Source organism: Lentzea kentuckyensis (assembly GCF_002150765.1).
Taxonomy (GTDB): domain Bacteria; phylum Actinomycetota; class Actinomycetes; order Mycobacteriales; family Pseudonocardiaceae; genus Lentzea; species Lentzea kentuckyensis.
Genome location: NZ_MUYM01000182.1, coordinates 1 through 5,356 on the forward strand (window position 1 = coordinate 1; position 5,356 = coordinate 5,356).

General features: G+C 68.3%; 7 protein-coding genes and 1 tRNA gene. All 8 read left to right on the forward strand.

Going from position 1 to position 5,356, the window contains the following annotated elements; genetic code table 11:
* On the forward strand, positions 1–529 hold a 529-nt coding region (locus B0F77_RS45470), incomplete at its 5' end, for a PucR family transcriptional regulator (RefSeq protein ID WP_143467275.1).
* A gap of 144 nt (positions 530–673) precedes the next feature.
* Positions 674–745, forward strand: a tRNA-Glu gene (locus B0F77_RS45475).
* A 119-nt stretch (positions 746–864) separates the two neighbouring features.
* Complete coding sequence (locus B0F77_RS45480) at positions 865–1,527, forward strand: SAM-dependent methyltransferase (protein ID WP_086669270.1); 663 nt, start codon at positions 865–867, stop codon at positions 1,525–1,527.
* Positions 1,528–1,554: 27 nt separating this feature from the next.
* The gene (locus tag B0F77_RS45485) at positions 1,555–3,018 is read left to right on the forward strand and encodes a LuxR C-terminal-related transcriptional regulator (RefSeq protein ID WP_086669271.1); all 1,464 of its coding nucleotides are present in this window, start codon (positions 1,555–1,557) and stop codon (positions 3,016–3,018) included.
* 78 nt (positions 3,019–3,096) lie between these two features.
* The gene (locus tag B0F77_RS45490) at positions 3,097–3,528 is read left to right on the forward strand and encodes a hypothetical protein (RefSeq protein ID WP_086669272.1); all 432 of its coding nucleotides are present in this window, start codon (positions 3,097–3,099) and stop codon (positions 3,526–3,528) included.
* Positions 3,529–3,618: 90 nt separating this feature from the next.
* Positions 3,619–3,921, forward strand: coding sequence for a hypothetical protein (locus B0F77_RS45495; RefSeq protein WP_086669273.1), 303 nt, complete (start codon positions 3,619–3,621; stop codon positions 3,919–3,921).
* A gap of 36 nt (positions 3,922–3,957) precedes the next feature.
* Positions 3,958–4,596 (forward strand): DUF4383 domain-containing protein, encoded by a 639-nt coding sequence (locus B0F77_RS45500; RefSeq protein ID WP_086669274.1) that lies wholly within the window; start codon positions 3,958–3,960, stop codon positions 4,594–4,596.
* A gap of 108 nt (positions 4,597–4,704) precedes the next feature.
* Positions 4,705–5,356 (forward strand): M50 family metallopeptidase (locus tag B0F77_RS45505; RefSeq protein WP_086669275.1); only part of this gene is annotated, 652 nt, incomplete at its 3' end.

Below are 5,356 nucleotides of genomic sequence, written 5' to 3' on the forward strand. Positions count from 1 at the left end.
GAACGTGCTGGGGCCGGGGCCGTACCGGGTGGTGGCGGGGGAGTCGCGGGCGGACTACGACGTGCTGGCGCAGCGGTACGGGCCGCTGGTGTCGAAGGTGGAGGACGGGTTCCTGGCGCTGGTGCCGGCCGGGTTCGAGGTGTCCGGCCCGGTCGGGGTGTCCGCGGAGGTGCCGGAGTCGGGCATCACGGGAGCCGTGGCGGAGGCCTCGGCGCTGCTGGCGCGGGCGCTGGCAACCGGGGCGCCGGCGTTTCCCGCCGCTGGCCTGTCGTCGTTGGTCGACCCGGTGGCGGCGCGCGCCTTCGCCCGCCGGGAGCTCGCCGGCCTGCTCGGACGGCCCGAGTTGGTCGAGACCCTGCGCGCCTGGCTGGGGCAGCACGGCAGCTGGGACCGCGCCGCGGCGACCCTCGGGGTGCACCGCAACAGCGTTCGGCACCGAATTTCACACGTCGAGCGGTTGCTCGGTCGTGATCTTGACTCGGCCGACACGCGTGCTTCGCTGTGGCTCGCGCTCACGTGGCTCGATTAATTGCTTTGCGATGCCGGCGTGCTCTCGGTCATCATTGTTGCATGATTACCGCAGAGGAATGGGCTGGAGCGCCCTCGAAGCTGTGACCAGCTAGTTCGCTTTCTTCTTATCTCTGCGAGCATTTTTGTGTCAATGCTCGTGCTGGGCGTGTTCGTCTAGTGGTCAGGACGCTGGACTCTCAATCCGGAAACACGGGTTCGATCCCCGTACGCGCTACGTGGCCCGGTCTTCGTGGGGTGGACTGGGCCCGCTCTCCACGGGTCGATGTCAGACGGACCCAAAGAATCTTGGCGAAACTTCGCCCGAATGGTCTAGACGCCAGTTACGCTCTGCGAATGGCTGCGGTCCCCGCCTTCGCACGCTACGAGGTCGACGTACGTCGGCCGAACGCCGCGCGGATCCACGACTTCTACCTCGGCGGCGCGCACAACTACGCCGCCGACCGGGCGTTCGCCAAACAGGCGGTCCGGATCGACCCGGAACTGCCGCTGGTCACCCGAGCCCAGCGGACGTTCCTCAAGCACGCCGTCCGGCACTGCTGGGCGGCGGGCGTTCGCCAGTTCCTCGACCTCGGTTCGGGCATCCCGACGTGCGGTGCGCCGCACCAGACGCTGCCCGACGCGCGGGTCGTGTACGTGGACTCGGACCCGGTGACGGTGGCGTTCGCCCGCGGGCTGCTGCGCGGCGAGCCGCGGACGTGCGCGGTGGAGGCCGATCTGCGCCGCCCCGAGCAGGTGCTGAGGCATCCGGGCGTGGTGTCCCATCTCGATCTCCGCGAGCCGTACGCGGTGCTGATGGTCGACGTCCTGAGGTACGTCGACGACTCCACCGGGCCGGGACGGGTCGTGCGCCGGTACCGGCACGCGTTGCCCGCGGGCGGGTTCCTGGTGGTGTCGCACCCGGCCCCGGTCGAGCAGCTGATGGAAGGGCTGTTGATCGAGCCGCCGATCGTCGTACCGGGCGCGTACGCGAGCATCGGGCGCAAAGGCCGTATCTGATTCCGGTTTCCCGCCTCCTTAAGGAACGTGCGGGAAGCGCTGGAGCGAGCGAAGGCGTTGCGGTGGGCGGGAAGGCCGCAGGACGCCGCTTCGGAGCTGCGCAAGGCACTCGCCGGCACCGGTGACCGCTGCGAGCTGCTGTACCTGTTGTGGGACTGTCAGTTCGTGCTGGGCGACCGCGCCGCCGCACACGAGACGTTGCTGGAGGCCAAGGGATTGGCCGAAGGTGAGATGGTCGTGCGCGTCGCGGCCGCCGAGGCGAGCTGGCTCATGTCGCAGGGCGAGTACCGCGAAGCGATGACGCTCGCCGGTTCGGTCGACACGGACGACGATGCCGTTCGCGCCTATGCGTTGAGCGTGCGGGGTGTGTGCGAGGCGTTCCTCGGGGACGTGGAACTCGGCATCACCACGTTGGAAGAGGCACGCACGGCCGCGCATCGCAGCGGTTGCCTCCGTGAGCTCACCAGGGCCGTGGGCAATCTGACCTTCGTGCTCGGCAGTGCCGGGCGGCACGAACGCAGCGCGCGCATCGGCAAGGAAGCGTTGACCCGCCTCAGGATTCAGGGACTTCCGCCGACGTTCAGCGCGGTGATCCGCTACAACCTCGCGACCAGCCTGTTCGCCCTCGGACGGTGGCAGGAGCTGGACGAGTTGGAGGTTCCGGACACCATCCCAGGCAACAAGGCCGCGCGGATCCTGCTGTGCAAGGCGGAGGCCGCGGCGTTGCGCGGGCGCGATCCCGACGACCTGATCGAGGAAGCGGAGAAGACCGTCGACGGGCCGGACGCGTTGTTCGCGGCCCAGTGCACGTACGCCAGAGCCGTTGCGGCCAGGGCGAAAGGTCGGTACCGGGCGGCGGTCGAGCTGTGCCGCGAGACCGTGGCGGACGCGCCGGAGGCGATGACCCGTGGCGAGGTGCTGCGGTTGTGCGTGGAAGGCCTGGGTGCCGCCCGCGATCTGCAGGCGGCGGGCGGCCGGGTGACCCGGCTCGACGATCCGGAAGCGACGGAACAGGAACTGCTGGCCCGGTTGCCGTTGCCGCACGGTCCCGAGGACGAGGTGTGGCGCCGGGTGGCGTTCGCCGAGGCCGGCCGCGACTCCTGGGCGGAGATCGCACTCCAGTGGGACCGGCTGAAGATGCCGTACCAGGCCGCGTACGCCCGAACCCGTTGTGGCGAACCGGAAGCGCTCCGGCACGCCGACCGCGCCGCGCGACGACTCGACGCGCGGCCGCTGGCCAAGATGATCGACCGGCAGGCCCGCCGGCAACGGATCCCGTTGCTGCACGAGGACAAACCGCAGATCGGCACGCTGACCCCGCGTGAGCGCGACGTGCTGGAACTGCTGGGGTGGGGCCGCACCAACAAGGAGATCGCCTCGGAACTGGTGCTGAGCGTGCGGACCGTCGGGCTGCACGTGTCGCACGTGCTGGCGAAGCTCGGCGCGGGCAACCGGTCGGAGGCGGCGCGGATCGCGCGCGACCAAACCTAGGTATTGCTCTGGATGTGCCGGTGGTGCCTTCTGAGTTTTCCTTGAGGGGCAACAGAAACCCTGCTGAAGGAGAACGAGATGAACCTCAGGCGCGTCGCAGCCGTGATGTCTCTTGCCGGCGGAATCGCCGCCGCCACCGCGGGCACGTCGCACGCACAGGTCGCCATGGCCGGTGGGTGCGAGCTGCGCATCACCGAGGTGCGGGCCCTGGACCTGCAGGAGACGCCGACGGACGAGATCTACCTGCGGGTCGGTGACGAGAGAACCGGAACCCGCACCTTCACCGAAGGTCAGACGAGAGAGGCCTCCGAGCTCGGGAACCCCGACCAGATCACGGAGTTCATCGCGCCAGGAGGCTTCGTTGCGGTGTCCGTCGTCGAGGACGACCCCACCATCGACACCGTCATCGGTTCGTTCCGCGTGCCCTGCCGCGCGGCCTCGGTGCAGCGCGACGTCGCGGGCGCCGGTGCGTTCTACCGGGTCTCGTACGTGGTGACCCAGCTGCCGTGATCCATCGTTTGTGACAACTACTTCCGGGGGCGCCGAGCGGTGGGCGCGGCGTTCCCGGAGCCCACCATCCGTTATGAGGGGGATTTGCAGATGAATCCGACCGATCCACCCACCGACACCGAGCACTGGGCCGTGCTGCACGTGGACGAGTTCCAGTTCCGCCTGGTCAAGCCGTGGAACCTGGACACCCTGGCCGCCGCCCTGCGCAACGCCGCCGCCCGCGGCACGCAGGTCGAGGTCCGCGCGTACAACGAGCAGAACGCCGAGATGACGGTCCTGGTCAACCCGGCTCGCGCGCGCGTGGTCCACATCGGCAAGCGCAACGTCATCGCGGTGCGCAACGGCATGCCGGACGTGTCCGTGAACGGTTTGACGGAGGTCAGCGCGGGGTAGTCCGCCGGGCGACAAGAATGGAGCCTGGAGGGCGTCATGACCCACCGCGTCACTGTCAAGGTCGCCGGTCTGCAACCGGTGCAGATTCTGGCCGCGCTGGCCGGTATCGCGTTCATCGTGTTCGGCGTCGTGGGCTTCACCCGCACCGGGGTGGGCGACTGGGCCACCCACTCGTTCGTGCTCGGGTTCTCGGTGAACCCGCTGCACAACACGGTGCTCGTGGCCGTCGGCGTGCTCGGCCTGCTCATGGCCCTCGGGTCCGGCCTCGCCCGGCTGTACGGGTGGCTGCTGTTCGTCGGTTGCGCCGCGATCTTCGTGTGGGGCCTGATGATCACCGGCATCCTCGCCCAGAACCCGGTGTCGCAGTTCGGCAACCCGTTGGCGCTCAACACCAACGACAACTGGCTGTACCTCGGCCTCGCGCTGTTCGGCCTCCTGCTCGCGGTGCTGCCCGCGCGGCGGAAGCTGATCGAGGAGGAGGAGCCGGTGCTGCCGGAGCAGAGGTCTCGGGCGTTCGACGGCGTGGACGACACCCGCGCTGGTGACACTCGTGAGCACCGGATCGAGGAGATGGATCCGACCGTGAGCCCGCGCGAGCGGGAGCCGATCACGAAGGAACAGGCCGTGGTCGACCCGAAGACCGAGCGGGTGAGCAAGGACAAGATCAAGCACTAGGTTTTCGCGAGAGCTTTTCGCAAGCCCCCGGATGGTCCCCTGTCCGGTTTCAGACGCCCCGTTGGAGCCCACATGCGGCTCTAACGGGGCGTCTGTTTCGATGTCGCGATGCCTTCTGAGTTGCTGACCCACGAAGTGCTGATCACGTGGGGAACCGCGCTGGCCGCGTTCCTGGCTGTGGCGTTGCACGGGATCTGGAGAATCACGCGCAACGTGATCACCATCGCCCACGAGGGCGGGCACGCGTTGGTCGCCGTGCTGACCGGGCGTCGTCTCAGCGGTATCAAGCTGCACTCCGACACCAGTGGACTCACGGTGTCCCGGGGGAAGCCTCGTGGGCCCGGGATGGTGCTCACGGCGCTGGCCGGGTACATCGCGCCGTCGTTGCTCGGGTTCGGGGCGGCTGTGTTGATCACCAACGAGCAGATTCAGCTGATGCTGTGGATCAGCATCGGGTTTCTCGCGGCCATGCTGATCATGATTCGCAACGTGTTCGGGGTTTTGTCCATCATCGTCACTGGTGGGTTGTTCTTCTTCGTGTCGTTCTACGCGTCTGGTGAGGTTCGGGACACCGCTGCGTATGTGTTCGCCTGGTTTTTGCTGCTGGGTGGGGTTCGGCCGGTTTGGGAGCTGCAGGTCAAGCGGTGGCGGAGGCAGGCTCCTCGGTCGGACGCTGATCAGTTGGCTTGGCTGACCGGGGTGCCGGCGTTGGGGTGGGTGACGTTGTTCGGGGTGGTCAGCGGGGTTGCGCTGGTTGGGG